The 25523-nt window shown below is 46.3% G+C and carries 20 protein-coding genes; 11 read left to right on the top strand and 9 right to left on the bottom strand.

Annotated elements, in window-relative coordinates; genetic code table 11:
* Positions 1-177 precede the first annotated feature (177 nt).
* The gene (locus tag NIASO_RS06080; protein WP_008585181.1) at positions 178-579 is read left to right on the top strand and encodes a VOC family protein; all 402 of its coding nucleotides are present in this window, start codon (positions 178-180) and stop codon (positions 577-579) included.
* Between the two features lie 312 nt (positions 580-891).
* Here NIASO_RS06080 and NIASO_RS06075 read toward each other — a convergent pair whose 3' ends face one another.
* Together NIASO_RS06075 and NIASO_RS06070 are read right to left on the bottom strand one after the other, a co-directional pair.
* Positions 892-1704 carry an enoyl-ACP reductase FabI gene (locus NIASO_RS06075; protein ID WP_008585183.1) on the bottom strand — a complete coding sequence of 271 codons (813 nt, stop codon included), beginning with the start codon at positions 1702-1704 and terminating at the stop codon, positions 892-894.
* Between the two features lie 123 nt (positions 1705-1827).
* Positions 1828-4017 carry an HAD-IIB family hydrolase gene (locus NIASO_RS06070; protein ID WP_008585185.1) on the bottom strand — a complete coding sequence of 730 codons (2190 nt, stop codon included), beginning with the start codon at positions 4015-4017 and terminating at the stop codon, positions 1828-1830.
* A 141-nt stretch (positions 4018-4158) separates the two neighbouring features.
* Here NIASO_RS06070 and NIASO_RS06065 point away from each other — a divergent pair, with 141 nt between their 5' ends.
* From NIASO_RS06065 to NIASO_RS06055, 3 genes are all read left to right on the top strand, one after another.
* Positions 4159-5646 carry a glycoside hydrolase family protein gene (locus NIASO_RS06065; protein ID WP_008585187.1) on the top strand — a complete coding sequence of 496 codons (1488 nt, stop codon included), beginning with the start codon at positions 4159-4161 and terminating at the stop codon, positions 5644-5646.
* A 142-nt stretch (positions 5647-5788) separates the two neighbouring features.
* On the top strand, positions 5789-8188 hold the full coding sequence (locus NIASO_RS06060; protein WP_008585188.1) for a glycoside hydrolase family 3 N-terminal domain-containing protein: 2400 nt from the start codon (positions 5789-5791) through the stop codon (positions 8186-8188).
* 478 nt (positions 8189-8666) lie between these two features.
* Positions 8667-9431, top strand: a complete 765-nt coding sequence (locus NIASO_RS06055) for a 4'-phosphopantetheinyl transferase family protein (RefSeq protein WP_008581791.1) — start codon at positions 8667-8669, stop codon at positions 9429-9431.
* Here the strand turns inward: NIASO_RS06055 and NIASO_RS06050 are convergent.
* Positions 9418-10590 (bottom strand): glycosyltransferase family 2 protein, encoded by a 1173-nt coding sequence (locus NIASO_RS06050; RefSeq protein WP_008585190.1) that lies wholly within the window; start codon positions 10588-10590, stop codon positions 9418-9420. The genes NIASO_RS06055 and NIASO_RS06050 overlap by 14 nt on opposite strands.
* The gene (locus tag NIASO_RS06045) at positions 10587-11498 is read right to left on the bottom strand and encodes a glycosyltransferase family 2 protein (RefSeq protein ID WP_008585191.1); all 912 of its coding nucleotides are present in this window, start codon (positions 11496-11498) and stop codon (positions 10587-10589) included. The genes NIASO_RS06050 and NIASO_RS06045 overlap by 4 nt, the downstream gene beginning before the upstream one ends.
* 589 nt (positions 11499-12087) lie before the next feature.
* Between NIASO_RS06045 and NIASO_RS06040 the strand changes: the two genes are divergently transcribed.
* On the top strand, positions 12088-14556 hold the full coding sequence (locus tag NIASO_RS06040; RefSeq protein WP_008585193.1) for a ligase-associated DNA damage response DEXH box helicase: 2469 nt from the start codon (positions 12088-12090) through the stop codon (positions 14554-14556).
* A complete protein-coding gene (gene pdeM / locus NIASO_RS06035) occupies positions 14543-15199 on the top strand; it encodes a ligase-associated DNA damage response endonuclease PdeM (RefSeq protein WP_008585194.1) in 657 nt (218 codons plus the stop codon). Before NIASO_RS06040 ends, pdeM begins: the two co-directional genes overlap by 14 nt.
* A 213-nt stretch (positions 15200-15412) precedes the next feature.
* Here the strand turns inward: pdeM and NIASO_RS06030 are convergent, their stop codons facing one another.
* Together NIASO_RS06030 and NIASO_RS06025 are read right to left on the bottom strand one after the other, a co-directional pair.
* Complete coding sequence (locus NIASO_RS06030) at positions 15413-16687, bottom strand: hypothetical protein (protein WP_044046286.1); 1275 nt, start codon at positions 16685-16687, stop codon at positions 15413-15415.
* Between the two features lie 163 nt (positions 16688-16850).
* Positions 16851-17297: an Hsp20/alpha crystallin family protein gene (locus tag NIASO_RS06025; RefSeq protein ID WP_008585198.1), complete on the bottom strand. Its 447-nt coding sequence runs from the start codon at positions 17295-17297 to the stop codon at positions 16851-16853.
* A 293-nt stretch (positions 17298-17590) separates the two neighbouring features.
* Here NIASO_RS06025 and NIASO_RS06020 point away from each other — a divergent pair, with 293 nt between their 5' ends.
* The 4 genes from NIASO_RS06020 (at position 17591) to NIASO_RS06005 (ending at position 21618) form a co-directional block, all read left to right on the top strand.
* On the top strand, positions 17591-18007 hold the full coding sequence (locus NIASO_RS06020; protein ID WP_008585200.1) for a BrxA/BrxB family bacilliredoxin: 417 nt from the start codon (positions 17591-17593) through the stop codon (positions 18005-18007).
* A gap of 226 nt (positions 18008-18233) precedes the next feature.
* Complete coding sequence (locus NIASO_RS06015; protein WP_025298746.1) at positions 18234-19520, top strand: prolipoprotein diacylglyceryl transferase; 1287 nt, start codon at positions 18234-18236, stop codon at positions 19518-19520.
* 166 nt (positions 19521-19686) lie between these two features.
* Positions 19687-20544: a sigma-70 family RNA polymerase sigma factor gene (locus NIASO_RS06010; protein ID WP_008585204.1), complete on the top strand. Its 858-nt coding sequence runs from the start codon at positions 19687-19689 to the stop codon at positions 20542-20544.
* Positions 20545-20730: 186 nt separating this feature from the next.
* The gene (locus NIASO_RS06005) at positions 20731-21618 is read left to right on the top strand and encodes an SDR family oxidoreductase (protein WP_008585206.1); all 888 of its coding nucleotides are present in this window, start codon (positions 20731-20733) and stop codon (positions 21616-21618) included.
* Positions 21619-21686: 68 nt separating this feature from the next.
* On the opposite strand, the gene NIASO_RS06000 is transcribed toward NIASO_RS06005, so the two are convergent.
* From NIASO_RS06000 to NIASO_RS05990, 3 genes are all read right to left on the bottom strand, one after another.
* Positions 21687-22697, bottom strand: coding sequence for a GlxA family transcriptional regulator (locus NIASO_RS06000; RefSeq protein ID WP_025298745.1), 1011 nt, complete (start codon positions 22695-22697; stop codon positions 21687-21689).
* Between the two features lie 46 nt (positions 22698-22743).
* The gene (locus NIASO_RS05995; protein WP_008585209.1) at positions 22744-23307 is read right to left on the bottom strand and encodes a DUF5715 family protein; all 564 of its coding nucleotides are present in this window, start codon (positions 23305-23307) and stop codon (positions 22744-22746) included.
* Positions 23308-23424: 117 nt separating this feature from the next.
* Positions 23425-24147: a M15 family metallopeptidase gene (locus NIASO_RS05990; protein ID WP_008585210.1), complete on the bottom strand. Its 723-nt coding sequence runs from the start codon at positions 24145-24147 to the stop codon at positions 23425-23427.
* 116 nt (positions 24148-24263) lie between these two features.
* On the opposite strand from NIASO_RS05990, the gene NIASO_RS05985 reads away from it, so the two are divergent.
* Positions 24264-25502, top strand: a complete 1239-nt coding sequence (locus tag NIASO_RS05985; RefSeq protein WP_008585212.1) for a BaiN/RdsA family NAD(P)/FAD-dependent oxidoreductase — start codon at positions 24264-24266, stop codon at positions 25500-25502.
* Positions 25503-25523: the final 21 nt, after the last annotated feature.

The raw sequence follows: 25523 nt of genomic DNA, 5'->3' as shown, positions 1-25523 counted from the left end.
ACAAACATATACCTCCCTGTAATTAACTAACTTAGCAGGGATCAAAGAATACGGTCATACGAAAAAGAATCTGCGGGAAAAGGCTCCCACAGATGAAGCGCAGAAAAGAACCATCTGCGAAGATCAGCGAAAAGAATCCGCGCAAATCAGCGGGAAAAATGATTAAACCCAATAGCAATGAATGATAATAAAATCTTCTTCGCTCCCGAGCTTTTTATCCCCAACGGCGTGCGGGATATTTCCTTTTATGAAAAAGCATTCGGGGCTACGGAGCTCCGGCGTTTTTCCAATGATGACGGAAGTATTCATGTATCCGAACTAAGTATTGAGGGGGCTTTATTTCACCTGCATGAGGTTACTGCCAAATCGTATTATTTTTCACCCGGTGCGCATAACGGCACTACCGTTTGCATCGGCCTCTTTGTGCCGGATGTGGATGCCACTATAAAGAACGCGATCAATGCTGGCGCTATTGAAATAAGCCCGGCACAGGATTATGACTACGGCTACCGCCAGGGAACGGTTAAAGATCCCTTTGGGCATTACTGGCAGTTGCAGCAGCGGACGGGTAACACTTAATGCTGAACGCGCAATGCTGAAGGCACAACGCATAATGCCAAACGCGAAATGGTAGATATCAGAAATCAGAGATCAGACATCAGTAAATAGCCAGTGGTGAATAGTGAATAATTCCTGGCTGCGCAACGCCAAACCTCAGTCAATGGTGAATCGTCCGGTGCAAAATATCAAACTAAATATCGCCCATCGACTATTCACTATTGCCTGTTCACCTCCTGCAGCATGCAGCGCCGGAGTTCAACATGCGTAAAAAAAGCAGCATGTAAAAAGAGTTCCTTCTGCATGCTGCTTTTAAAAGAGAATATTATTGACTTAGCCCATGGATTCCAACACTTCCGGTGTAACGCCGGTAAAGCTGAAGCCCCCGTCGTGGAACAGGTTTTGCATGGTTACATAGCGCGTCAGGTCACTGAACATAACCGAAATATAATTGGCGCAATCCTCCGCCGGCGCATTGCCCAGCGGGCTCATCTTTTCTGCATAGCTCATAAAATTCTCAAAACCCTTTACACCACTGCCCGCAGTTGTTTTGGTGGGCGACTGGGAAATGGTATTGATGCGCACTTTCCGTTTTACGCCATAGTAATAACCGAACATACGCGAAATACTTTCCAGCAGCGATTTGGCATCTGCCATTTCGCTGTAATCCGGAAATACGCGCTGTGCGGCAATATAGGTAAGGGCAATAACGCTGGCATGTTCATTGAGCGCATCCAGGTCCCACGCGGTTTTTAACACACGGTGCAGGCTCATGGAAGAAATATCGAAGGTCTTGTGGTTCCAGTCGTAATTAAGATCGGTATAATCTTTTCCCTTGCGCACATTTAAACCCATGCCCACGGAATGCAGTACAAAATCAACCTTGCCGCCGAAGTGCTCCATCGATTTTTCAAATAAGGCTTTCAGGTCGTCCATATTGGTAACATCGGCGCCAATAACCGGCGCATTGCCGCAGGCTTCCGCCAGTTTGTTGATCTCGCCCATGCGCAATGCCACAGGCGCATTGGTGAGCACAATTTGAGCGCCCTCATTGTAACATTGCTGCGCCGTTTTCCAGGCGATGGATTTTTCATCCAGCGCTCCGAAAATGATTCCTTTTTTTCCTTTTAAAAGATTATATGCCATACAGTTGAATTATATGCGGTAAAAATAAGATAATTTCTAAAGTATCATCTTTTTGTTTTCTCACGGATGCCACAGATTTTAAAAGCCTTCTGTGAAAATCGGTGAAATCTGTGAGCCGACCATTTATGCTCCCGGTTTTTCGTTTTTTGACAGGTAATGACGGATGCCTTCCATTACCCCCGTTGCCTGCCGGCTGCGGGCAAAATAAACATAGCGGCTTTTGCGCAGGGATGCCAGCTCCGGGCTGTGGTTGGCCACCACGATGCCCCTGGTGCGGCCGCGGAGCATGTCGATATCGTTGCCGCCGTTCCCGGAAGTAATAAAGTGATCCAACGGCAGTTGCCATTTATAACTCAGGTACCGCACGGCATTTCCCTTCCCCGCCCGCACGGGAAGTATATCCAGGAACCGGTTGTCCGTAAGCAGGATGCGCGCCCGCAGTTTCCGGTCGTCCAGGAACTTGTACAGGTCGGCCAGTTGGCCTTCGCTAAAATGGTCGTCAACATAATAACTTAGTTTGTACTTCCATTGGGCATCGGCTTCCTGCAGCCGCAGCCCGGGATAGCGTTCCAATGTTTTTACCAGCTCGCTGCGCTTCCATTGATGATTGATATGACTTTCCCAGCCGGGATCGGGGATGCATTTATTTGTATAATAGATCTCAGTACCGGCAGAACAGATCAATATATCAGGCGCGGCGATGTTATATTTTTCCAGCGCTTCAACGGTTAGCGCTTTGTTCCGGCCGGAAGCAATGCCAAAGGCTACCGTATTTTTGTTTTCAATGACCCAGCTATTGATCGCGTCCAGGCCGGTAACATCATCCCCCTCGATCAAAGTGCCGTCCAGGTCCGAAATGAAAAACAATCCCGCTTTCATTAATTTTTTTCCATAGGGCAGCGCGGCGCCATCGGGGGCCACCGCAATATTCCGCTGCGCATAAATTTCATTGATGCCGGCAATATAACTTTGTACATGGGCTTCCCAGGAATAGCTTTCCTGCCCGGCTTTTATGCCGTTGGCAGAGAACTGCTCCCATAATGAAGTATCTGCAATGATCTTTTTTAATGCGGCTGCAATGGCTTTGGTGTCCTGTACGTCCACCAGCAGGCCATTACGGGCGTTGCCGATAATTTCCTTTGGGCCGCCGGTAGGCGATGCTATTACGGGCAGGCCGCAGGCGGCGGCTTCAACCAACGTGAGGCCGAAATTTTCCCCGGGCGTTGCGTTTACAAAAACGCCTTTTTTTTGGGCTGCGATGCGATAGATCTCCGGTACTTCCAGCGAAGGGTCATTTTTTTTGGGTAATGCCAACTTGCCGTAAAGATCATATTTGTCCAGCAACAATAACAGCCCGGTAAGGATTTCCTGTTCATCGGCCGGCATTTGGGTGATATCTTTTCTTACACCTGCAAATAAGGCAAGGTTGGCCATGCTTTGCAGCTCTTTATCCTGGCCATAACAGTCAATGATCGTTTCAAAATTTTTACGCTTGTCGGCACGGCCGATGGATAAGATCAGGGGCTTGGAAGGAGCGAAAAGAAATCGCTCAATCTCTGAATTGACACGGTATTGCGCCTGTTCCTGTTCCAGCGGCATAGTAAAGGAAGGCATGTTCATCCGGTAAAAGGGATAGAACACGGCGGTGTTGATGCCGGGCGGAATAATTTTGAACCGGGCTTCATCGCGGTATTTATAGGTTTTGTATTGCGCGGCTATTTCATGAGCAGTGCTTACAATAACCAGGCTGGCCAGTTGCAGTGTTTTTTCTTCTTCCGCAATGCGGCGCTCCATATTAAATTTTTGATTGATCACGGCCTCCGGAAGCCCTTCTTTTAATAACAGCTCTTTTTTATTCCTGCCTAATGAATGGCTGGTGGCAATAAAAGGGATCTCGAATATTTTACTGACCTCGCCTGCGATATAATTGCCATCGGCATAATGACCGTGCACGATATCAGGATAATCGTCCTGCTGCTCAATAAAGCGGATCACTTTATCTACAAACTCATCCAGGTTGTCCCAGAGGCTTTCTTTCGGCTTATATAAATTGCCGCCGCAGGTGATCCGTACAATGCGGGCATTGGGGGCAACGGTCTCTGTTTCATGGCTGTAGGTTTCAGAGACGCGCTTGTCTGCAATGCGCCGGGTAAACAGGTCTACCTTGCGTACCTGTGGGTGCAGCGCCAATGCTTCCAATAATTCTAAGATATATTTAACTTGTCCTCCGGTATCTTTATCCCGTCCAATTTCAGGTTTATAATAACGGATTAAACCATGCGGACTAAACAATTGTATGTAATATTGTTGCATATTGAGCGGTTTTAAAGGCGAAGCCGTGTATGATCAACGGTTTCAGAAAATGAAGATGCGAAGGTAAAAGTGCTGGGCCTTACATCTGCCAGTGGAATGATTGTAGATAAATCGCGTTAAAAGTAAATAAATTTTTTTGGAATGGATCGAATGCCCGACAACCTGTATTCCGGCTCCGGTTTTAGCGAATGGGAGATAGGCGATGTTACCATGCTGTTGCATAAAGGCATCTATCATCTCTTTCACCTGATTATCCCCAATCATGATTATATAGCCCATGCGGTTTCAAAAGACGGATTGACCTGGCGCCGGGTAAAGAACGCCCTGTTTGTTGGCGACCCCGGTGATTGGGATGATGATATGCTGTGGACGATGCAGGTATATGAAAACAAAGGCCGCTTTGAAATGTACTATACCGGCCTGCAGCGAAAGGACCGGGGCGTGGTATCAAAGATAGGGCTGGCCCTGTCGGATGATTTGTTCAACTGGGAAAAAGTGATGGATGAAGTGTTTCCCTTTGGCCCGCGGGCGCCTTTTTATGAAACCTATGAAAATAATCCCCGCTTCTGGATCAGCTTCCGCGATCCCTTCCGCTATGACTATGACGGAAAAACTTTTTTTCTCATTTGTACCAGGGCCGCTGCAGGTCCCGTTTCCAGGAGGGGCTGCGTGGGATTGGTGGAGCTGCAGAGTAAAGAGCTCATCTTTCATCCACCCATGCACTACCCGATGGTTTATGATGATGTGGAATGCCCCTGTGTGTTTGAGTTGGACGGACGGCATTATCTTTTGGGCTCTATAAGAGAAGATGTAACCGTGCGCTACTGGTTTGCGCCGGCCTTCCTGGGCGAATACCATTGCTTTCATAATAATGTACTGCTGCCCCGGGGCAACTATGCCGCGCGCATTATACAGGACGGTGAGCATTTGCTGGTGTACAATTTTTTTTATGCTAATGGCAATGTAAATGCGCACCGCATCTTTCCACCACCAAAGCAACTGATAACCGACGATAAGGGACGGCTGGTGTTGAAAAGCTATTACCGCTGGGACCAGATGGTGCTGAACACGGTTGAACAGTCGCAGATGGGAAAGATGATCATGCTTTTTAAAAACCCGACGGCTGTCACTTATGAGGAGGAGGGGAGTTGGATCTGCTCCGCGCGAAGCGGCTATGAGGTCTTTGTAATACAAAAAACCGCGCCTTGTTTTATCTGGGAAGGTATATTGACGGTAGAAGGCATGGGGAAATTAGGATTGGTGAGCGACATCGACGAAGAAGGGTCGGGGTATTATTATTCTTTTGATGTGATCAACAGCGTGGTTACTGTAAAAAGCTGGGGTTATAACCCGGTAGATCCCCGTTCCGATTTTATTTTTGAGGTGCTGCAGGACAATGTGTTTCACCTGAAAGAACAAAAGGAGTTCCACTTTCGCCTTATCCGCTACGGCAATTATATTGAGCTGGCTATTGATGGCGTGGTGAAGCTATCGCTTATTGATTACCGGTATTTTGGTAACGGCATCGGTTTATATTCCTCCTCTTCTTCTGTTTCTTTAAGCCGTTCTACGGTGAAAAACCTGCCGGTTCCGGAAAGTGAGTATAGCGGCGATACCGGTGCTTCCTAGGATTTAGCCGGATACACCTGTTTATTAACAGGCACGATAGGCGGTTATTCAGCGCAAGCTTGAATAATACCCGCAGCTATTTGCAAGGATAGTTTAAAAATTCCCCTTTCTATTATTTATCTTGCGGGCTCAAAATACGGGAATGAAATATTTGCTTGCATCATTTACTGCGTTGTTAACGGTATGCAGCGCCCAGGGTCAGAAAACCATTTATCACCAGGGGTGGATCGATCTTAATAAAAACGGGAAGAAAGACGTTTACGAAGATCCCGTTGCGCCTGTAGCTAACCGGGTAAAGGACCTGCTTTCGCAAATGACGGTAGAAGAAAAAACCTGCCAGACGGCAACCCTTTACGGGTTTGGGCGGGTGCTTAAAGATGAACTGCCAACGCCGGGATGGAAACAGGAGATCTGGAAAGATGGTATTGCCAATATTGACGAAGAACTGAACGGGCTGGCACGCAATAAAAAGGCGCAAACAAAGTATTCTTATCCCTTTAGCAACCACGCAGAGGCCATCAATAAAATTCAAAAATGGTTTATTGAAGAAACCCGCCTGGGTATTCCTGTTGATTTTACCAATGAAGGCATTCACGGGCTGAACCAGGATCATGCCACGGCATTCCCGGCGCCCATTGGTATCGGTTCTACCTGGAATAAGGAACTGGTGCACCAAATGGGGCAGATCATTGGACGCGAGGCAAAGGCGCTGGGTTATACCAATGTATACGCGCCCATCCTGGATGTGGCGCGGGATCAGCGCTGGGGGCGGGTGGTGGAAACCTACGGCGAAGATCCTTTTTTGGTGGCGGGGTTGGGAACCGCGCTGGCAGGGGGCATACAGGAAAATGGGGTAGCCTCCACCTTAAAACATTTTGCCGTGTACAGCGTGCCCAAAGGAGGGCGGGATGGTAATGCCCGTACGGACCCGCATGTTGCGCCCAGGGAAATGCAACAGCTTTTTTTATACCCGTTCCGGAAAGTGATCCAGAACGTGCACCCGCTGGGGGTAATGAGCAGTTATAACGATTGGGACGGCATGCCGGTAACCGCCAGTAATTATTTTTTAACGCAGTTATTGCGCCAGCAGTTTGGGTTTGACGGCTATGTGGTATCTGATAGCCGTGCCGTGGAATTTGTGTATGAAAAACACCACGTAGCAAAGGATTACAAAGAAGCAGTAAAGATGGTAATGGAAGCAGGATTAAATGTGCGCACAGAATTTAATGCTCCTTCAAATTTTATCCTGCCGTTGAGACAATTGATAAAAGAAGGAGGCCTTTCCATGGAAACGCTGAACCAGCGCGTGGGAGAGGTGCTGAGCGTAAAATTCAGGCTGGGGCTTTTTGATGCCCCCTATGTGAAAGATCCGAAGGCTGCCGATAAGATAGTGGCTACCGAAGCATCGGAAGCTGTAGCGCTGCAGATGAACCGCGAATCATTGGTATTGCTTAAGAATGACAAAAATATTTTGCCGCTGTCCCTGGGCCAATACAGGAATATTTTGGTTACCGGTCCGCTGGCGGATGAGAAGGAGCATGCGATCAGCCGCTATGGGCCTTCCAATAAAAAAGTGATCTCTGTTTTAGAAGGTATTCGGCATTTTGCTGCTAAGAAAGCAACCATCAATTATATAAAAGGCTGCGAAGCGGCCGACGCTACCTGGCCGGAAAGCGAGATCATCGATACGCCGCCGACCCCGCAGGAAATTGCTGAGATGAATAAAGCGGTGGAGGCCGCCAAACAAAACGATATTATCATTGCCGTAATGGGCGAGAATGATAAACAGGTGGGCGAAAGTTTATCGCGCACGGGCTTGAATTTACCCGGCCGGCAACTGCGTTTATTGGAAGAATTAAAAAAGACCGGTAAACCCATGGTGCTGATCCTGATCAACGGGCAACCCTTAACCATCAACTGGGAGAACCGTTACCTGGATGCCATACTCGAAACCTGGTTCCCCGGCCCGGCCGGCGGCACTGCGGTTGCAGAAGCGATCTTCGGAGCCTATAACCCCGGCGGTAAGCTGACGACCACCTTTCCAAAAACCACCGGGCAAATTGAAATGAATTTTCCGTTCAAGCCCGCATCCCATGCCGGGCAGCCGGGCGATGGGCCGAATGGCTATGGCAAAACGGCGGTGGTAGGCCCCCTGTACCCTTTTGGCTATGGGCTGAGCTATACTACCTTTGAATATGCAAACCTGAAGGTAGATCCCGAAAAGGCAAGAACACAGGCAGACATATCAGTGGCGGTTGATGTAAAAAATACCGGGAAGGTAAAAGGTGATGAAGTGGTGCAGTTGTATGTAAAGCAACTGGTGAGTAGTGTAACAACCTATGAATCTATTTTACGTGGTTTTGAACGGGTATCGCTGAGCCCCGGGGAAACAAAAACGGTGCATTTTAAATTAACGCCGGATGACCTTTCCATCCTGGATAAGAATATGAATTTTGTGGTGGAGCCCGGGGCTTTTGATATTATGGTGGGCAGCTCATCCGTAGATATCCGTTTAAAAAAACAGATCATACTGGAGCAATAAGGAATAGGGTTTGTTATCTTTTGAAATTGTATAAGTTTTTGGATACCGTCGTATTGCTCACAGATTACGCAGACTTGCACAGATTTAAAATGCCTTCTGTGATAATCCGTGTAATCCATGAGCCACATACTAAATGTTGTTTTTATATTCGTTTTGTTTTTCTCACAGATTTTCGCAGACTTGCATAGATTTAAAATGCCTTCTGTGATAATCCGTGTAATCCGTGAGCCACATACTAAATGTTGTTTTTATATTCGTTTTGTTTTTCTCACAGATTTTCGCAGACTTGCACAGATTTAAAATGCCTTCTGTGATAATCCGTGAGCCATATAATAAATGTTGTTTTTATATTCGTTTTGTTTTTCTCACAGATTCCGCAGGCTTGCACAGATTTAAAATGCCTTCTGTGTGAATCCGTGAAATCTATGAGCAATACAATAGGCGTTGTCTTTTTTATTGTTGAATAAATGATTAAAAATTGAAACCAATTTCAGAAATACATTGTTACCAGGAAACGGGAACAACATGGAAAACGGATTTTACGCCCACAGTTCCGGGGGTGCATATTCACCGGTTCACCATTAATGAATTTACACATTTAACAGAGCAATATGCCGCATTGATCAGAGCCGATGAGGCCGAAAAAAGCAACCGGTTCTATCACCGGGAAGATGCGCAGCGCTATTTGCTTTCAAGGATCCTTTGCCGGCTGCTCCTGGCAAAATACAATGCACAGCGGCCACAGGATATTGAATTTCTGAAAGGGCGTTTTGACAAGCCCTATATAAAGCAGGAACAGGAAGTTGCCATGCCTTTTTTTAACTGGTCGCATGCGCAGAATATGCTTGTGATCGCTTTTGGGAATGCCGAGTTGGGGGTAGATGTGGAGCAGGTAAGGGATTTTGATATGGAGGCCATTGCTGAAATGACATTCAATAAAGCGGAGCAGAAATTCCTAAACGCATCAGAAAGGAACTCCGAGGATTTTTTCCGGCTCTGGACACGCAAGGAAGCTGCCGTAAAAGCGGCTGGTTTCGGACTGAATGAAGAACTGCGATTATTCCCGGTTTTAGACGGACGAAACGATCTGAACGATACGGAAGCGGCCGATGGCCTTATTTTACAAAATACCAGCCTGTTGGTGGAGGGGGAATATAGCATCAGTGTTTGCTACGCTGCAGCCCGGCCGGTACCACAACACTATTTTTCTTTGTTGCCCGAACAATTGCTTATTTCCGCTTAGACTTTTCCCAGGCGGCGCTTTGTTTTTTCCGGAAATACCGGAAAATGCCGGCCATTACGGCATAGTTCATCAGCACAAAATAATAAGGAATAAAGAAGGCCTTGATCTTTATATTGCTCCGTTCAAACAGCAGGCCTGAAAATGCCAGCGCATAAAACAGCACCTGCGCATATAAAAAATAAGTATAGTAATCAGGATACTGCTGGGTGTAAACCATATAACCATTTACCAGCAGCAACAAGATCATAAAGAAGGGTGTAACCGTCCAGCGCAGCACCCGGTGGCTGATGTACTGGAAGGTGAGTACAGGGTTGTTAAAAGGGTTTGCGGCTTTTTTTAAACGCAGGATGGATTGCAGCCCCCCTGCGGCGATCCTTATTTTTCGCTTCAGCTCTTCTTTGGTATTGGCAGAAGCCGTTTCCAGGGCATAGGCGCCCGGCTCGTAGGCAATAATAAATCCCTTTTCTGCTATGCGCATGGCGATCATATGATCGTCGATAATGGTATCTGATTCCACGGGCTGATAGAGTGTTCTGCGAATGCTGAACAATTCGCCTGCGGCGCCTACGTTACTGTACAATTCATAATCCCATTGCTTCAATGCCGATTCGTATTTCCAGTAAAAGCCTTCTCCTGCGGAACTGGCATCAGCGCTGGCTTCAACCAGGATCCTTTTTTCACCGGCCACAGCGCCTACTTTAGGGTTTTGATAAGGGGCTACCAGTTTCCGGATCGCCTCCTTATTTAAAAAAGTATTGGCGTCGGTAAATACAACGATCTCGCTTTTTATAAAAGGCATTACCCTTTTTATAGCCGCCATTTTTCCCGAACGCTCAGGGGTATGGAACAAGGTTATTTCCGGATGCCGGGAAATTTTATCGGGCGTACTGTCGGTAGAACCATCGGTGACAAATAACAGGGACAATAATTCCGAAGGATACTCCAGCTCCAGGCAGTTCTGTATTTTTTCTTCAATATAATCTTCTTCATTATAGGCTGCGATCAGCAGCGTTACTGAAGGAAGCCCGCTGACAGCCGCGTCAATTGTTTTTTTGCCCCTCAATAACCGCTTTAAACGCACAATCAAATACAGCAGGATGCCATATCCAAAAAAAGAATAAAAGATAACGATTAAAAGGATCCAAAATACGATTGTCATATGCCTTTATACCCCAGATCGGTACTGTTTTTTGAATGAGTAAAATTCCATTGTATTCCCCTGAACACCTGCCGTGCTAAACCGGGCCGCCGTTTTCCCAGCAACTGCACTATTTTTAAAGGGCATACAAAAAAAGTGTAATAAACGGAAAAAGCAATTTTTTGCAGGAAAGACGCATTTCTGCGGATATACAACAAGCGGTTACGGGTCATAAAAAAAATTTTCAGCGGGCTCATTTTACCCACACTGACAGATTCTTTATGATAGATTACAGCCTTACCGGTAAACCAGATCTTCTTTCCAATGCGTTTGAATTTCTCGCACCAGTCCAGTTCCTCATAATAAAGAAAATAGAGCGTTTCCATTAGTCCTGCGGCTTCAAGGTCCTTGCGGCGGCACAGCATTGCCGCACCATGGCAGAACCCTGTTTCATAGCTTTTGTGGTATTGCCCTCTGTCAATTTCATAATTACCGATCCCATTATTACGTGCCGTATAATAATTCATCGGCGTAAAACCGGCATACTGTATGCGGTCCTTTTCATCGAAATATTTAATAAGCGGGGATAATAAACCGATCTGCGGGTTGGCATCCATTTCATCAAGCAGGGCGGTTAAAAATCCTTCCGTGATTTCCGTATCATTGTTGAGCAGTAAAAGATAATCGCCCCCGGAGTGCCGGATACCCATGTTATTGCCCCCGGCGAAACCGGTATTTTGTTCCGATAAGATATAGATTAGTTCCGGGTACACATCCGTAAACTGCGATTCATAGGATCCCTGCGGCGCATTGTCTACCAAAATAACTTCAACAGGAAGATCCCCGGCATGCCTGCGGATCGATTGTAAAAACGCTACAGTTACTTCCGGCTGATTATAATTTACAGTTATAATGGAAATGAGGCTCATGGAGTTACGAAAATAGTCAGCTTTTGCTGTTAAAACTATTGTTTTTGCAACTATTTACAAAAAACGGGTTGCCAATAGTAGTGGGAGCTGTCTCCGCACGAATCTGAAGACACTGAATAAATCGTATAAAAAAAAGCGCTGTGGTTCTCCGGGTTATTTATTTGTACTGCCTGCCGATCTGCAATTATTCAGGCGGGCAAAAACAATGAGGCAATGACATAGTATTCTTTCGTTATCCTGATCGCAGACCCGAAGGCTTTCGCATGCGCGTCAAAATCAGGAACACGATTCGGGCGCTGTAGGCGCCGCGTGTTTATAGTATTCATGATCATCTACGCAAAGCATCGGCTCTCCCGCCTCAGCAGGACCGCGTAAACAGCCCGAACAAATACCATTGCGATTGCTATAAACACAACGCTCCTAACGGAGCGGAAATGGCTCAAATACTGGTGTAGTTGCAGTTCGGCATCACAGGGATACCTCGGCTCTCGCGGCGACGGCCGGGAGAGCGCCCGGCATGACGAAAAGTGTAATTGATTTTTCCTATATATTTACACGGATCCGCTCGGGATCCAAACAGGAGATTGTAATGAGGCGTTTTGAATCGACACCGGGATATGAAATTGTTGAGAACTGGATGAAGGCCTCCTCCAGGACGCCCTTTTCATTTCAAAGGGAGACCTGGAAAAAATTTGATGAAGGGTACTCCGGTATCGTGGTGGCGCCCACCGGTTTTGGCAAAACCTTTTCCGTTTTCCTGGCGCTTTTAATACATTATTTAAATAATCCGCAAGCCTATAGCGCGGGCGTAAAATTGCTCTGGATCACCCCGTTGCGCTCGTTGGCAAAAGACCTGGCAAGGGCCATGCAAACGGCTTTGCAGGAAATGGGGTTAGACTGGGAGGTAGGGGTCCGCAATGGCGATACCACGCCTGCAGAGCGGCAGCAACAAAAAAGAAAAATGCCGGATGTATTGGTGATCACGCCCGAAAGTCTGCACCTGTTATTTGCCCAGAAAAAAAACGGACCGTTGTTCACTTCGCTGCGATGTATAGCCGTAGACGAATGGCATGAATTGCTCGGCAGCAAACGGGGTGTGCTTACCGAGCTGGCTATTGCCCGCCTGGGGAAGCTGGCGCCGGGCATGCGTGTCTGGGGCATATCGGCCACTATCGGTAATATGGATGATGCCATGAACGTATTGCTGCCGGGAGAGCAAAAGAAAATAAAAATCCAGACCAAAGAGGAAAAGAAAACGGAGATCATCTCCATTATTCCGGAAGAGATCGAGCTGCTGCCCTGGGCGGGGCACCTGGGTACCAAACTGGCCGCCCGGCTGATCCCCGTTATTAACGAAAGCCGCACTACACTGATCTTTACCAATACCCGCGGTCAATCTGAATTATGGTACCAGGTACTGCTGAGCGTATGCCCGGATCTTGCGGGGCAGTTGGCCCTGCACCATGGTTCTGTAGATGCGGAGCTCCGGCAATGGATCGAGGAACGCCTGCATACGGGATTACTGAAAGTGGTGATCTGTACTTCTTCGTTAGACCTGGGCGTTGATTTTAAGCCGGTGGATACCGTGATCCAGATCGGCTCTCCCAAAGGGGTAGCGCGGTTTTTACAGCGTGCCGGCCGAAGCGGGCATTCGCCCTTTGAAACCTCGAGGATCTATTTTTTACCCACCCATTCGCTGGAGCTGGTGGAGGCGGCCGCTTTAAAGGAAGCGGCAAAACAAAAGATCATCGAAAGCAGGCCGCCCTTGTTGTTGACATTTGATGTGCTGGTGCAGTACCTGGTAACACTGGCTGTGGGAGAGGGTTTCAGGCAGGAAGAATTGTTTGCTGAAGTAAAACAGACCTATTGTTTTCGCGAGCTGGAGCCGGGGGAATGGCAATGGTTATTGCGGTTTGTGACACAGGGAGGCGAGCTGCTGCAGTCGTACGAGGAGTTTCAAAAAGTTATTGTTGAAGAGGGCTTGTATGTGGTAAAGAGCCGGAAAATAGCTATGATGCACCGGATGAACCTGGGGGTTATCGTAAGCGACCCGATGCTGAAAGTAAAGTATATGAGCGGCGGCTATATCGGAATGGTGGAGGAATATTTTGTTTCCCGGCTGTCGCCGGGGGATAAGTTCGGACTGGCAGGAAAGATCGTTGAGTTTGTAATGATCAAAGATATGACCGTGTTAGTGCGGCACAGCAAAGCAAAACGCGCTATTACGCCCAGTTGGATGGGCGGGCGGCTGCCCCTGTCCTCCAACCTTAGCGCCTTGTTGCGCCATAAGTATACACAGGCATTGTTGCCCGGCCGGATGGACAGGGAGTTAAGGGCATTGCAGCCGCTTTTCCGCCAGCAGCAGGAAGTGTCCCATGTACCCAGGGAAGACGATTTTTTGATTGAGCAGATCGAAACAAAGGATGGCCATCATATTTATATGTACCCCTTTGAAGGCAGGCTGGTGCACGAGGTGATGGCCGCACTGATCGCCTGGCGGCTGAGCAGGATTCAGCCGATCAGTTTTTCTATGGCCATGAATGACTATGGGTTTGAGCTGCTGAGCGACCAGCCGGTGCAGCTCACAAAAAAGATCATTGAAGAATTGTTTTCCGTAACGGGGCTTACGTCCGACATTGGTAAAAGTATCAATGCCGCTGAGATGGCGGGGCGCAAGTTCAGGGACATTGCCGTAATTGCAGGACTCGTAATGCGCAACTATGCCGGCAAGCTAAAGACCAATAAAAACCTCCAGTCTTCCTCAGGATTAATTTTTCGCATTTTTGAACAATATGACGCTTCCAATTTGTTATTGAGGCAGGCGTTTGACGAAGTGTTTTATCAGCAACTGGAAGAACCGCGTTTAATGGCGGCCTTTCAGCGGATCGTAAAAAGCAGGATCGTGATCGTGCAGGCAAAGGGTTTTACACCGCTGAGTTTCCCGATAAAGGTAGACAGCCTGCGGCAAAACCTGAGCAGTGAGGAACTGGATGTACAGATCAGAAAAATGCAGGAGGAAACTTTTAAAAAAACAACAGGAAACAATGCCGGGAACTAGTACCGCAACGATATTTATAAAAGAGGAACCGGTGATTTTATCGGCGCTGCGGGCGGTGTACTGGCCGGCCGGGAAGGCACTCATTGTGGCTGATCTGCATTTGGGTAAAACGGGTTATTTCCGCAGGCATGGGATCCCGGTATCGTCCGGCGTGCTGGAGGATGATCTGAAGCGCCTGACCTGTCTTATAGAAGGATTTCAGCCCGAACAGCTATTGATCGCAGGAGACCTGTTCCATCATCAGTTCAATAAAGATATTTTAATTTTTCAGCAATGGAGGAATCGCTATAAAACCCTTGCGCTGACGCTGGTGCCAGGGAATCATGACCGGTATGAAACGGCCGGGTACACGGATCTGGGTATTGAGGTAACGGCTGAAGAATATTTGATGGGTAATTTTCGCATCATCCACGATAGGCAATCAGTTTGCAATGATCGTTTCTCTTTTTCAGGCCACCTGCATCCGGGCTATACAATAGCCGGAAAGGCCCGGCAAAGGATCTGCCTGCCCTGTTTTATAAAAACCGAAGACTACATGGTGCTTCCGGCATTCAGCGCTTTTACAGGATTATTTACCGGGTATGAAGCGCCTGCAAATACGGCTTACTTTGTGATCAATAATGACAAACTGTTTTCTTTTTGAAACAAGGGCATAAAACAGCCGGGGAGGCAATAAAACGGTAAATTAATAGCAACTGAAAAATAATTGTTCCGGCTTCCCGGCTGGTCATTTTTACACCGTCGTTGCGTGTTGAGCAGAGAAGGAGCGAGGGGAGAACACCAACGACATTGCGAATTCCCTTGTTGGTGTTTTTGCCGGCATCACCAGGCTATGCGCAACACCAACGAGGGCGAATTACCGCAACCGGTATTTCTTACGCACTTTCGGACTTTCAAAATATTTGTTGATCTGTTCTTCCGACATGCTTTCTGCCATTTCAGTAGGCACTTCCGCCAGTTGCGTTTGCGCCTGTCTCAGTTCTTTTTTTAGTGTTTCTGTTTTGGTTGCAATGTTAGGGTCCCTGTCACCAAAAAGTTTATTGTCAAAAAGAATATATTCAAGTCTTTTGATCGTAGCTCTTAACAAAGTAGCCTGGTTCTGTTCCACCGTTTTGTTGGGAGCCACGGCCTCTTTAACAGGAATGCCCACTACACCAATACCCGGTAATATTTTTGAAAAATCACTGTTTTTTGTAGTGGCAGATGTGGCCAGTATGGTGCCGGTGGTAGTGGTGGTGGCGGTAGTAATATCAAACCCGGAACGTGTGCCCTTTATATTCCGGACCTTTTTGTCTAACTGATAAAAAGTATATTTATAACGAAGCATCCATTTGTTTATATTATCCACGGCGTCATTATAATCTTTTGTTGCTATGTCAAAGTTTAAAGCATTTTTTACAATAACTTTTATACGTGCCGTATCTATGAAATTAAACTGGGTAGTACCCATAAACAGCAGGTTCACGATCTTTACCTGTCCCGAATCTTTTTCGTTTACGAAATCATAGCCGGGCGTCCATTCAAAAGTATCATCACAGGTCTTAGGCAGTTTAAAATTGCCTATGGAAATATTGCTTGAAACTAATATTCTTTCAATCGGGAAGTTGCCATTGTCGCAAAGCACATTAAAACTTAATTTATTGCCTTCTTCAATGTAAACGGGGCTAACCACCGATGGTTTTACCCGGGGGTATTGTATATCAGTGCTATAAAATGAAATGGTGAAAGAAGTGTCTACATGCTCCTTGGGGTTCGAAAGATTTTGCACGCCGATCTGGACCTCGTATTTTTTGTCGTATTTTAACCGGCCGGACATGAACAACGATTTGTTGGCCTTAAAACTGAGCAGTCCGTTGTCCTTGTCTATTTTTAAGCCGGTAGGCGCATCTCTTAAAAACCAGTAATAATTTTTTAAGGGTTTGTTGATCTGCAGCCGGTAAGAAAGGCTTGAATCTACATGAAGGGAGAAAAAGGGATAGAGGTTGATGATCCTCAATGAGGTGTCCACGCCGTACACATTGGGGATAATGGTTGTCTGGTGAGTGGAGTCGGTAATAACCTGGGCATTTAAGACAGTTCCAATCGCACACGTAAAGCCAATAAGAAGCATTAATTTTCTAAGCATATTCATAATGTTCGGTTAATAGAACCGCGAATTTACTGCATTATGACGAACCAGCAGGGGATTCCGTTTGCTTGGGCGGCACATAAAAAAAGCCCGCTGTAGAAACAACAGGCTCTAAACCAAAACTAACTGCTTATGAGAAAAATTTATATGCTTTTTTTACTTATTATTAGAGAACTTCTATATCCTTTGACGCCGGTTTTACATTTTCCTTTTTCTGAATCGTAACTATTAAGATTCCGTTAACATATTTAGCTTCTATTTTATCTGTATCTACCTTGTCATCAACTGTAAACGTTCTTTTGAAAGATCTTTGATAAAACTCCTTCCGGATAGATTTGCCGCCCTCCGCAGTTGCTTCTTCTTTTTTGTCTACTGCAATGGACAGCAGATTTTGCTCAAGGTTTATTTTGAAATCAGTTTTTTCAAAACCAGGGGCAACTACTTCAATCTGGTATTCATTCTCTTTTTCAAGAATATTGATGGGAGCAAATCCTTTAATATTGGGGTTTTTTACCTCCGTTTTAAACAGCGCGGGCATTTCAGTAACGAAATCATCTACAAAACTGGTAAGCGTTCTTTCAAAAGGAGTTCCGTTAAATTTTACGTTTGTCATTCTTATGGATTTTAATTTTTTAAAAATTTGATTGAATTGGCAGGATCAAATTAAAAACCAATTGAAATTTAAACGACATTTTGTCTTAATTTTGTTTTTATTAAAGACAAGTTGTCATATATTGTTAGTTGTGCCTGATAATAGTGGCAGGTAATGCGGGCTGGTTCTCTGCAGCTTTTTTAACCACTGAAACACAGAAGCTGCTGAATCTCTGTGTTTCAGTGCTGCTATGGCTTTTCATTGAACCTTTTAGCTACTTTTGCGTTATCATTTTTTAAACACAATAAATATATATGTATCCACAAGAAATAGTAATTCCGATGATGGAAGAGTTGACAGACAATGGTTTCGAGAATCTTTCCACCCCGGAGCAGGTTGAATCGGCATTGGCTCAAAAAGGAACTAATTTACTGGTTATTAACTCGGTATGTGGATGTTCAGCAGGAACGGCACGGCCGGGCGTACTGATAGCGGTAGCAAATGCAGAAAAAAAACCAGACCATCTGACTACCAGTTTTGCGGGTTTTGATATTGCCGCGGTAAGCAAAGTTCGGGAGCACCTGCTGCCTTACCCGCCTTCTTCTCCGTCAATTGCCTTGTTTAAAGACGGTGAACTGGTGCATTTTATTGAACGCCACCAAATTGAGGGACGTTCCGCAGAAATGATCGCTCAAAACCTGATGGCAGCATTTGATGATTATTGTAATTAAGTTGCGGTTACAGCTATTGTAACAGGTTTTAGAAAACAGATTCAACGAAGCGGGAGCTATGTATAGATCCCGCTTCGTTTGATTTATTGTATTATCTGCTGCGCAATATCTTTGTAATATTCTCTTGTAAATTTTATTATTTTTTGGTTCCCTGAAATTTTCCCTTCATCCTTTGTGTATTTTATGAATGGAAAATTTCATGTACGTTTGTGCACAATTTTTATGCATGTATCCTAATCTGTATTACTTTTTTAAAGACGCCTTTGGGGTAGAGTGGAATTTCTTACATTTTGTTAATTCATTTGGTTTTTTTGTAGCACTGGCTTTTATCATCTGTTCCGTTGTTCTTACCAAAGAGCTGAAACGCAAAAGCAAAGAAGGAGCATTTGGCCCTACCGAAGTAAAAGTGATCGTGGGGAAGCCGGCCAGTGTTACGGAGCTCCTTAGCAATTTCGGGCTCGGATTTATTTTAGGATATAAGATCCTGGGGCTTTTTTTGACCAATGCCGAAAATATGAACCCCCAGGAATACATTTTCTCCGCCCGGGGAAATGTGCTTACCGGTTTGGCATTAGGCGCTCTTTTTACTTTTATTAAATGGCGCGATAAGAACAAACAAAAGCTTGCACAACCCGAAACCCGTATCATCCGGGTTTGGCCGCACGACCGCGTAGGGGAAATTACTATGCTCGCCATTGTTTTTGGATTACTGGGTGCTAAACTGTTTGATACTTTTGAAAACTGGAGCGCCTTCCTCAGGGATCCATCGTCCTTTTTTTCAATGTCGGGCCTTACGTATTACGGCGGGCTCATCTGCGCCGGCATCGCACTTTGGTGGTACACCAGGAAGCACAATATTAATTTTCTTCATTTTATTGATGTCATGGGCCCGGTAATGATGCTGGCCTACGGACTGGGGCGCATCGGCTGCCAGGTATCAGGTGACGGGGATTGGGGTATTTACAACTCCGCTTTTAAAACAACCCCCAACGGCGGTATATTTCCGGCAACGGCGGATGATTTTAAAAATACGGTTATGCAGCAGGCTACATTTTTTATGCATAATTCGGATCACCATGCTTTTTTTCCCAAGCCAGGAATGCTTAGTTTTTTGCCGGACTGGTTTTTTGCTTATGACTTTCCGCACAATGTAAATGAGGCAGGGGTGCCGTTAGCTAACTGTGCGGGCAAGTTCTGCGCGCACCTGCCGGTTCCGGTTTTTCCCACCTCGCTTTACGAGATCATAATGGCGCTTGCTATTTTCGGGATTCTCTGGGCCATAAGAAAACGCTTCAAAGTGCCGGGCGTGCTATTTGGGATCTATCTTATTTTTACCGGTTTGGAACGGTTTTTTATTGAAAAAATACGGGTGAACGTAAAAATGGATATTCTCGGGATGCATCCTACGCAGGCAGAACTGATTTCAGTACTGCTGGTATTGTTCGGACTGGTGATGATTATTATCTTAAATCAGCGTAACAAAACAGGAAGGGAGCCCATAAAGACGTCTTAGTTAAGGAAAACCAACGTTAAAAAAAACTGTTATAATATAGTAAGTTCTTGATAGCGCATGGTTTTTATTAAAATCTGTCGTATCTTTGTATGTTTCTAAAAATTTGTTAATATTGCTATGGGTAAATCCCTTAGCTTTCGGGGTGTTATTATAATTTAATTCTATTATGCGTCAGCTAAAAATTGCTACACAAATCACCAACCGTGATTCCCAGGCGGTGGAAAAATACCTCCAGGAGATTTCAAAGATCTCGATGATCACTCCTGAAGAAGAAACCACTCTGGCCCAAAAAATTAAAATGGGGGATCAGCGTGCGCTGGATAAACTGGTGCAGGCGAACCTGCGTTTTGTGGTATCGGTAGCCAAGCAATACCAGCACCAGGGGCTTTCGCTGAGTGACCTGATTAATGAAGGGAACCTGGGGTTGATAAAAGCGGCTCAGCGTTTTGATGAAACCAAGGGCTTTAAATTCATTTCCTATGCGGTTTGGTGGATCCGCCAGTCTATTTTGCAGGCTTTGGCCGAGCAGGGACGTTTGGTGCGTTTGCCACAGAATAAGATCGGTACCTACAATAAAGCCAACAAGGCCTATATGGCCTTTGAGCAGGAGCACGAAAGAGAGCCTTCTACAGAGGAGTTATCTGAACTGCTGGAAATGAGCGAAACAGAGATCAACAATATTTTCCAGAGCAATACCCGCCATACTTCACTGGATGCACCCGTGCACGAAGCGGAAGATGTGGCCATGGGTGATCTGCTGGAAGGCGGTTCTGATACGGATGATGATGTGATGAAAGATTCGCTGCGCAATGAGATCCGTCGGGTGCTGAAATCGCTTTCCCCAAGAGAGGCTGAAATAGTAAATGCATATTTTGGCCTGGATGGCGAAAATGGCGTTACTATTGAGCAGATCGGTCAGAAATACGATTTGACCAAAGAACGTATACGCCAGATCAAAGAACGGGCTATTAAACGCCTGCAAAAGGCGCGCTATAGCAGTGCGCTGAAGTCTTACCTGGGATAGGTAGTGAATGGGCAACGGTGAATAAACAATAGCTAAAAAAATATAACGCTCCGGTTTTTCCGGGGCGTTTTTTTATGGGTACTTGATACTTGGTTCTTGATACTTGATGCTGGGCATCCTGTAACGAGAACCGAGTATCCCGTATCCAGAATCGAGCATCCGGCATCTAATCCTTAATATTGCAGCATGAAAGTTTTAGTAACGGGCGCCAATGGCCTGGTGGGCAGTTATGTAATAAAGCAATTACTGGAAGCGGGGTATGAAGTGTACGCCTCTTCTAAAAATGCGGATCTTTCTTCCTTTGCGGGAGAACGCTACCATTTCCGGCAAATGGATTTTATCGACCCGTATGCAGTGCTGGAAGTATTTGAAAGCATTCGGCCGGAGGTGGTAGTACATTCCGGCGCTATGAGCAAACCGGATGATTGTGAGCGCAACCAGGCGGATGCTTATGAAACGAATGTTGCGGGAACGGTGCAGCTATTGTTGAATGCTGCGGATCATAAAAGTTTTTTCATTTTTCTGTCTACCGATTTTATTTTTAACGGGGAAACAGGCATGCATAAAGAAGAAGACGCAACAAGTCCGTTAAGCTACTATGGCAGAACCAAACAGGAAGCGGAGGAAGCGGTGCGGGAGTATGGGCACGACTGGTCGATAGTGCGCACTGTTTTCGTTTATGGGAAGCCCTTGTACGGGCGGAACTGCTTTCTAACCATGCTCGCGGGTAAACTGCGTAAAAACGAACCGTTCCGTGTGGTGAACGACCAGGAACGAACGCCTACCTATGTGGCAGATCTTGCTAAGGGAGTTATTGCAATTATAGAAAAACGCGCCACCGGTATTTTTCATCTAAGTGGCAGTGACGTATTCACCCCTTACCAGATGGCCATGCAGGTAGCCAAATTTATGGGTATAGCGCAACACCGGTTAGAACCGGTAAGCAGTGCGGAACTGAATGAATTGGCCCGGCGTCCGTTAAAAAGCGGGCTGGATATTTCAAAAGCGAGAGCGGTACTGGGGTACGAACCGGTTTCTTTTGAAGAAGGGCTGCGGAAAACACTGGGGGAATAGTTGTTGCCGGCAATGATGGCGGCTGCTAAAGCAAATAAGAAATCAGAAATAAGAAATGGGCAATTTGTTCACGAAAGCCCATAGCCCGGGGTAAACGAAATATCCAGGTTCGGCTTATAGTATTTGTTGCGGTACTCAATGGGCGTTAACCCCGTAACTTTTTTAAACACATCCCGGAAAGCCTTGGTGTCCGTATAACCTACATCATACATTACTTCGTTGATGTTGAGGCGGCGGGATTCAAATTTCCGTTTTGCGGCTTCGATCCGGACGCGCTGAATATATTCCAAAACGGTGTTGTTAGTGGCCTGCTTGAACCGGCGCTCAAAGCTTCTCCGGCTCACGGCGATCATGGAAGCCAGTTGGTCGATTGCGATGCGCTCGCTTATGTTCTTTTCGATGAAATCCTGCGCTTTTATGATGTCCTCGTCAGGATGATCTTTCTGGCCTTTAAAAATGGAGAAGGCATTCTGGCTGTTACGGTCAATATCGATTGCGAAAAATTTTGCCAGCAGGATCGCCATTTCACGATTGGTATATTTCTCTACCAGGTAAAGCAACAGGTTCCAGATAGAATTGGCGCCGCCGCTGGAATAAACCCCTGCTTCATCGGTTATTACCGATCCCGAAGCGATGGTTACCTGCGGGTATAGCTGCATGAACTCATTATAATAGGCCCAATGGGTGGAACATTTTTTTCCATCCAGCACTCCTGTGGCCGCCAGTAAAAAAGCGCCCAGGCATAAGGATGCCATCTCTGTGCCTTTTGCATGTAAAGCGGTAAGCTGCGGAAAAGCGGCGCTGTTAGCTTCAACGGCAGTTGCCATAGAAGGATGAAGTAAGGCCGGAACAATAAATAGATCCGCCTCGCTGACATCTTTCAACAAACGGTCTACGGTTATAGTATAAGGTCCTTCTGATAAAGTGATGGTTTTCTTCAGGCCCGTTAATTCCACTTTGAATTTAGGCGGTAATCCATTAGCGGCAAGAAAATCATTAGCGGTCTGAAAGATCCGCACTGCGGGTGTAATGGCCTCAATGACACCGTTTATGGGAACATAAACAAAGATTTTTTTCATTAGTGCAATTTTGGTAAAGATAACGTTTTTGCCGGCCGGCAGCCTGTTAGCGTGCGGTAACATGAAAACAGCTTACATGATATTCTTTTATATAAAGCAGTTGCCCCCGTGCCTGGAAGTCGGCCAGTACGGCATGCAGGGCCCGCTCCAGCCGGCTGTTAGGCGCTTTGCGCCCGTTAAAACGCACATAGGAAATGTCAAAAGAGCTACCGTAGTTATGAGAACTTACCCCCGAAACCGCATTGCCATTTACCCTCCGCAGCCGGTTCTGCGATCCCGTGGTCCTGGTGAGCGACGTCACTGTAAAGGTGCTTCCTGTTTTTGCGTAAAAAGCTTTCGCCAGTTGGCTGAGCACTGTTTTTGCCCGGGGTACCAGGTAAGGCTGACTATAATCGAGCCCCCTGACCCTGTAACCTTTGCCCGAACTTACCCGGGTTAATTTCTTTTTACTAACGTAGGTTTTCAGTTGCGCGTTACTTTTTAATACAGGAACACCATGCTGACGTGCGATATTTAATTGGGCACGATAGCGGGCGCTTTGTGCGGCAACGGAGAAATGCGCGTATGAGGTGAGTAATAGTGTAAGGGAATATACCAAAAGTCGCTTCATAAAAATAGCCTGAAGGGAGCAAAGATAGGGAAAGAGGGCTGTGTATAAACCTAAAAACAGCCACAAATGCACGAATGATAGTTGAACTTATTGGCGCCTTCTGTACGGTAAAGCCGTTTAATGCTGCAATTTTTTCAACTGTTTAAATGAAAGATCAAGCACTTCATAACTGTTATTGTCGGAGAAAGTATAATGCCACCATTCTGTGTTCAGCGGCTTAAAACCCTGTTGTCCCATAAGCGTCTTCAAAAGAAGCCGGTTGCGCAGCATTTCGGGCGGTAACTGTTTAAAATCCTGATGGGCGGAATCCGTAAAATTGTCAAAGCCCGTGCCCATCGGTAGTTCCTCCCCGGTTTTAAGATCGATGATCGTCAGGTCAACGGCGGTTCCCCGGTTATGGTTGCTTCCCCTTGCGGGGTTGGCAACATAGCGTTCATCTTTCACCAGCTCCCAAAAATGTTGTGTAACACTAAAAGGGCGGTAGGCGTCAAAGATCTTTAATCCAAAGCCCTGCCGGGCTAATGCTGCCTGCACCCGCTGCAATGCCCGGGCTGCAGGCATTCTGAGAAAGGTATGATGTGTATTGGAAGGGTACATGGCGCGGTGCATAAAGTTGTTGGTCGTAGCATAACGCAGGTCATAAACAACGCCGGGTAGGATGGATTTTAATTCGGTCATGCGGTTGCGGTCATCGGCTTTGATGGCCTGTTTATATTGGGCGAGGGTATGCTGTACTGCAAACGGCGTTTCCTGCGCCCGCAGGAAGGACGGTACAACGAACCACAATAGCAGCGATATTTTTCCTGAAATATGCATAAAACCCAGCCGATAATAAATCACATAAAACCAAATTTACACAATGTCCGGGGCGAAAGGAAATATTATGTGGTGACGATATAATACGGCCATCGTTGTCGTTTAAACGTTATTTTTGGCAGCGGTAAGCAGCATACAGAATGGCAAAAAAATTATATGTAATAGGTGGGGGCGCTGCGGGTTTTTTTTGTGCAGTAAATGCGGCGCGAATGAACCCGGAGCTGGAAGTAACAATATTGGAGAAAACAAATAAGTTGCTTTCTAAAGTGCGGATCAGTGGTGGCGGACGCTGCAATACAACGCATGCCTGTTTTGAGATTGCCGAAATGGCAAAGCGCTATCCGCGCGGGCAGCATTTTGTAAAAAAAGTATTTCACCAGTTTTTTACAACGGATAGCATTGCCTGGTTTAAGGAAAGAGGGGTGTTGCTAAAAACAGAGGCGGATGGAAGAATGTTCCCGGTAACCGATACTTCCCAAACCATTATCAACTGCCTGTTGCAGGAAGCCCAACAGTACGGTGTTAATATAAAAATGCAATGTGGGGTAACGAAAATTTCCCGTGACGGGGAGCAGTTTTCAATCTTAACAGCCAATGGCGGTAGTTTTAAGGGCGATTATATCTGCATTGCCTCCGGGGGCTTTCCAAAGTCAGCAATGTTTCAATGGCTGGAAGAACTGGGACATTCCATTGCCGCGCCGGTACCGTCTTTATTTACATTTAACAGCCCGCAAAGCCCGCTCATACAATTAATGGGCGTAAGCACTGCAGAGGCGCGGATCGCGATTGCCGGTACAAAACTGCAGCAGCAGGGGCCGCTTTTAATTACCCACTGGGGCGTAAGCGGACCGGCGGTGCTGCGCCTGAGCGCCTGGGCGGCGCGCGAGCTGGCTGCCCTGCAGTGGCAGTTCACCGCGCTGATCAATTGGCTCCCCGGAAGGCACGAAGAGGCGTTAAGAAGCCTGTTTCAGCAATGGCGCACACAGAAAGCGGCGCAAAAAATTGCGGGCAAATATTTCACCGAATTGCCGCATCGCCTTTGGCAATTTTTATTGTTGCGATCGGAAATTAATGAAAATACCCGCTGGGCCGACCTTCCGTCAAAAAGTCAAAACCGGCTCATCAATAACCTGACGGCATTTGAACTGGCGGTTAAAGGAAAGACAACTTACAAGGATGAGTTTGTTACTGCGGGTGGAATAACCCTTTCGGAAATTGAGCCGCATACATTGATGAGCAAAAAAATGCCGGGTTTATTTTTTGCCGGGGAGGTAATTGACGTGGATGGTATAACGGGAGGATATAATTTTCAGAATGCCTGGAGCACGGGGTTTGTGGCGGCAAAGGCAATAGCGGCTGCAGCTCGTTCGGTGCAATAGCCCGCAAATAGTATCCAGGGT

Source organism: Niabella soli DSM 19437, from assembly GCF_000243115.2.
Lineage (GTDB): Bacteria > Bacteroidota > Bacteroidia > Chitinophagales > Chitinophagaceae > Niabella > Niabella soli.
The sequence above is the reverse complement of the archived record's forward strand: the minus strand, read 5'-3'. Positions and strand labels throughout refer to the sequence as shown.